This window comes from Phocaeicola sp. ICN-14070, assembly GCF_037892625.1.
Taxonomy (GTDB): domain Bacteria; phylum Bacteroidota; class Bacteroidia; order Bacteroidales; family Bacteroidaceae; genus Phocaeicola; species Phocaeicola plebeius.
This window is the reverse complement of the sequence record NZ_JBBKBF010000121.1, coordinates 1-3,949: the sequence shown is the minus strand read 5'-3', so window position 1 is coordinate 3,949 and position 3,949 is coordinate 1. Positions and strand designations below refer to the sequence as shown.

The following is a 3,949-nucleotide window of genomic DNA, read 5'->3' as shown; positions in this document are numbered from 1 at the left end:
ACATAAAGTATTAAAATACAAAATAAACCCACTATCTTACTAAGACAAATCTGATGCGGATCTAATATATCTTTATACATCAATAATAAAATTATAATAAGAGAATCATTGTTATTGAAAATTCCTGGTACTCATTAATATTTAGTAAGTACTAAGAAAACATTATATTATTTATTAATCAACTAAAAACATTATTTTATGGCACTTACATGTACTAATGTAACATTGAGAAAAAGAGTTATTAGTAATGGTCGAATTTCTCTTTACCTAGACTATTATCCTGCTATTCGTAATCCAAATACAATGAAAATGAGTCGCAGAGAATATCTTGGTATTTACATCTATGCCAATCCCAGAAATGAGATTGAACGAAATTTCAACAATGACATGCTGGACAAAGCAGAAGCAATACGTTGCATGATAAAGTTCGTTCCGCTTATGGCGCAAAAATCATTGCCAAGCGTTTGGAACAAAAATCCAAAACCATACAAAACTCCGATATTCCTCAAACCTGTGTATGAAGGGGAAAATGTGTCTGCCTATATACACTATATCTCAACAATAACAAATACCAAAACATTACATTTGGAAGGCACAAACTATGTTTTCTATTTTAAGGTAAAGAATGAAGATGTGGCAAAGGGTTATTGTATGGGAAGTAGTATTGGTGCGAAAATGTTGCTTAAAATTGTATTTAAGCCATATCCTGTGATGAAAGAAACTGTGTCTAATTTAGATACGAAAGAATTTTATAAAGATCCTATTTCGTTAATAAGGACTTTTGATAGTCTGTTGAAATAGAATATCTGTTTTAAGTATTCTAACTGTGTATAATTGTCATAAGGCAAAGTGATTTTTCCTTATGACAATTATTTTCATCCTTGAAAAGAAATATACTATAAGAGTTCATATCTCTACATGTTAAATTATTAATTGCTGATAACTATGAGACTGAAGCCAAAACTCCTCAATGCAATAATATTAGGATTGACAATGTTCCTTTCAATGCAAACCACTTGTGCTGCTTGCAACCCATCAATGGCCATTCAGCAAAAGAAAGTGGCAACTGTTGGCAAAAAGAGGGTTGCCATTAGCAAAAAGAGAGTTGTCAAGAGCAAGAAGAGAACCTATCGCAAGGCTTCGGCGCGTAAATATTCGCATAGGGAACTGAACGCCATTATGCGGATACTTGAGCGGAAGTTCCTGTCGGAAGACAAGACCCCGGCCTTGCGAAATGTTGTTGGATTTGGAATGGGATCCAACTCCATTGATGTTGCGCTCCGTTGGAACACGAAGGAGAAGCAGCTGGAGTTTCGTAGGCAGATTTACAACTCGCCCGCCATCAGGTTTGAGGGCAAGTTGGACCCTATCATCGACAACAGGGAAGGCGTGAGCACCTACCAAGGCATCTCCCTCAAGGCGGAGAAGCCTTCCTATCCATTGGGCACCACGGAAATCAGATTCACGATTACCAACCATAGTGGCGAGGAATTTGTGTATGGCGATGCCTATAGCATCACAGCCCAAGGAGCGGATGGCAATTGGTTTGTTGTGCCCACCGATTGCTTGTTCACGGCCATCGGTCATGTTTTAAACGATGGTCAAAGCGGCACCATTACTGCCCATCTTTTTCCCGATATTCTTCCCAACAAACCAGGCGTCTATCGCTTCTTCTACGAAGATAACATAGATGGCAATAAGGTGCTGCTTATGGCAACCTTTGAGTTGAGAGAAACAAAATCGGAGAATTGCCGTTTTTATGGTGTAACTTTGTGAGGTAAATTAAGAAATAACAATGAAAATAACGATAATCAATAAAATCCTATTATGTTTTATCTGTAGCATTGTTCCTTACATATCAATTAAGGGACAATGCTTAGATTCACTAAAAAGTGTGTGCTTACCTGATAGTATAGCGGAACAAATAGAAAATAACTATGAAGATAAATATACAAATGCAAGTAAAAATGTTGTAAACCTCATCTCTCCTAATAATTATAATTTTGTGGATGGAATATATGCTTTCAAAGGCATGGGACCACATTTTCCAAGACAAATTTTTGTCTATAAGAGAGAGAAAAGTTTCATCTTTAATAGCCGAGGGGACTATAATCCAGAAGGTGTTATTATGGAATTCTGCTCTTGTATTAAAAAGTTAAATTTAACACACAAGGAAATTGTAGATTATCTTAATGTAATATGCTTATATTTACAGGAAGAAGAGGAAGCTGATTATGGAGATACGATAAAATAACTTAAGGAAAATTCCGTGGAACGAATTGCGTTTCCACGGAATTTTTGTACAGCACAGAAAGGATGGCTTTTTCAAGTTTGCTTGTGTCAACACTTGCAGGGCTAAGAACTGTTTCCGCTCCTGCGTTCTTTGGTGAAGCAGAAAGTTCATCGACTTTCTGCTCCAATCTCTCAACTGTGCCGTAGATGGCTTCCAATATTTCTTCTTTCATATTTCTGATGTTGTTTGGTTTGTAACTTGCATCAAAGGCTAAAGCCTCTTCTGCGTTTCTTCTTTTTCTTCTTGGCTGATTCATCCTCTGGGAATGACTCAAAGGTCTGAGCATTAGCTGGAGCAAAAAGTCCAATGGAAGAAATGCCGTACCAAAGGTCTTGGCTGCTATCCGACATGGATGGCTCATCGTTGCTCTTGTGATGGCCTTGCTCGTATTGCAGAGTAGAGTTGTCTCTTGATGAAACGTGTTTCTCCATTCCCTCAAATCTCGCATTCAGTTTGCCAAAGCTATAGTCTCGGCTAATCTGTGTCCCCTTGAAACTATATCCATCCTTGCAGAAACGGATACCTTGCACCTTGGTTCTCTCCTTGTCCTTATAGACTAACTCCAAGTGAACACCTCGCTTTGCAAGTTCATTCTTGAACTTATGCCAATTTTCTACGACTTTCAAGGCATCCTTGACTGCATTGTGAATCTCATATTTGGCACGCTCAGCATTGCGTAACTTGCGAGTATTAGTCTTGCTCTTGTCAGTTCCGTAAGTAAGCCCATACTTGGATTTAAGAGCCTTGGTCACTTGCTCATTACGCCTGTAATCATTCCTGTCTGATATGAGCTTGCCCTCGTTATTGATGCGGTTATACACGATATGACAATGTGGATTGTCGGTGTTGTGATGCCTTACGATGATGAATTGAGTATCTTTTATCCCCATCATCTGCATGTATTCAAGGGCTATCTTAGCCATGAATTCATTCGTCAAACGTGGCTTGTCCTCGGGCTTGAAGCTCAAAGCTATGTGCCCCACAGGCTTCTTAATCCTTGGATTTAGTTGCCTTTGTAGCTCGAAACTTTGCGTCATCTCGGTATTCGTGCCGAGTAACACACCATCAGAGGCAAGGATTTTCGCCTCGTCCTTGCCTGTAACATAGCGGATGCAACCAGCAAATGAGCTGCCCTTCTTTAGCTTGCCTATCATGTAGCATCCTCCTTTCTGCCTATTCCGCATGGCTTCGATTTTGGACTTGCTTGGCGATACTCGCCAAGGATTTCTTTTAATCTTCTCAACAAGTCCACCACATATACATGGGTTTCATGGAAACCTCTCTGATGCGACAGCTTGGCAAGTTGGTTGAGGTTGTTCGCCATACCGATGAGGTTCTTGGCAATGGCTACCGTCTCTGCATTGTGTCCGCTGACCACCTCGCCATTCAAGGCTGACTCACGGATATACTCCGCCAACTTGCGATTGGCTTTTCTTGCCCTCAGTTTCAATGCCTCGTAGCTTGGCTTCGAGAACTTCACCGTAACAGACTTCGACAGCTTGCGAACCCTGCCTGTGGGCGGTCTTCCGTCCTTTTTCTTGTCCTGTTCATGTATGCTTGTCATTCTATACACTGTTTACAGTTGGTACACTCACTTTCTGCGACCATCGGGAGCAAAATTCCTCCACCCTCATGGTGGAGCGAGGCGTTTTGGGG

5 protein-coding genes and 1 pseudogene are annotated in these 3,949 nt (G+C 40.3%); 3 read left to right on the top strand and 3 right to left on the bottom strand.

Annotation, left to right across the window (positions count from 1 at the left end; all coding sequences use genetic code 11):
- Positions 1–198 precede the first annotated feature (198 nt).
- The 3 genes and pseudogenes from WKT20_RS17675 to WKT20_RS17665 form a co-directional block, all read left to right on the top strand.
- Positions 199–420: pseudogene (locus WKT20_RS17675) on the top strand (Arm DNA-binding domain-containing protein); the annotation flags it as partial.
- A 525-nt stretch (positions 421–945) separates the two neighbouring features.
- The gene (locus WKT20_RS17670; RefSeq protein ID WP_264952180.1) at positions 946–1,776 is read left to right on the top strand and encodes an immunoglobulin-like domain-containing protein; all 831 of its coding nucleotides are present in this window, start codon (positions 946–948) and stop codon (positions 1,774–1,776) included.
- 19 nt (positions 1,777–1,795) lie between these two features.
- Positions 1,796–2,254 (top strand): hypothetical protein, encoded by a 459-nt coding sequence (locus tag WKT20_RS17665; protein WP_340417832.1) that lies wholly within the window; start codon positions 1,796–1,798, stop codon positions 2,252–2,254.
- A gap of 1 nt (position 2,255) precedes the next feature.
- Here WKT20_RS17665 and WKT20_RS17660 read toward each other — a convergent pair whose 3' ends face one another.
- From WKT20_RS17660 to WKT20_RS17650, 3 genes are read right to left on the bottom strand one after another with little or no spacing between them, the layout of a single operon-like run.
- Positions 2,256–2,465: a hypothetical protein gene (locus tag WKT20_RS17660; protein ID WP_117664386.1), complete on the bottom strand. Its 210-nt coding sequence runs from the start codon at positions 2,463–2,465 to the stop codon at positions 2,256–2,258.
- Positions 2,466–2,496: 31 nt separating this feature from the next.
- Positions 2,497–3,447: a relaxase/mobilization nuclease domain-containing protein gene (locus WKT20_RS17655; RefSeq protein ID WP_264952179.1), complete on the bottom strand. Its 951-nt coding sequence runs from the start codon at positions 3,445–3,447 to the stop codon at positions 2,497–2,499.
- Positions 3,444–3,857, bottom strand: a complete 414-nt coding sequence (locus tag WKT20_RS17650) for a MobC family plasmid mobilization relaxosome protein (RefSeq protein ID WP_264952178.1) — start codon at positions 3,855–3,857, stop codon at positions 3,444–3,446. The genes WKT20_RS17655 and WKT20_RS17650 overlap by 4 nt, the downstream gene beginning before the upstream one ends.
- Positions 3,858–3,949 lie beyond the last annotated feature (92 nt).

Coding starts and splice junctions, on each gene's coding strand:
- WKT20_RS17670 (WP_264952180.1), top strand. CDS start 946: ATGAGACTGAAGCCAAAACTCCTCAATGCAATAATATTAGGATTGACA.
- WKT20_RS17665 (WP_340417832.1), top strand. CDS start 1,796: ATGAAAATAACGATAATCAATAAAATCCTATTATGTTTTATCTGTAGC.
- WKT20_RS17660 (WP_117664386.1), bottom strand. CDS start 2,465: ATGAAAGAAGAAATATTGGAAGCCATCTACGGCACAGTTGAGAGATTG.
- WKT20_RS17655 (WP_264952179.1), bottom strand. CDS start 3,447: ATGATAGGCAAGCTAAAGAAGGGCAGCTCATTTGCTGGTTGCATCCGC.
- WKT20_RS17650 (WP_264952178.1), bottom strand. CDS start 3,857: ATGACAAGCATACATGAACAGGACAAGAAAAAGGACGGAAGACCGCCC.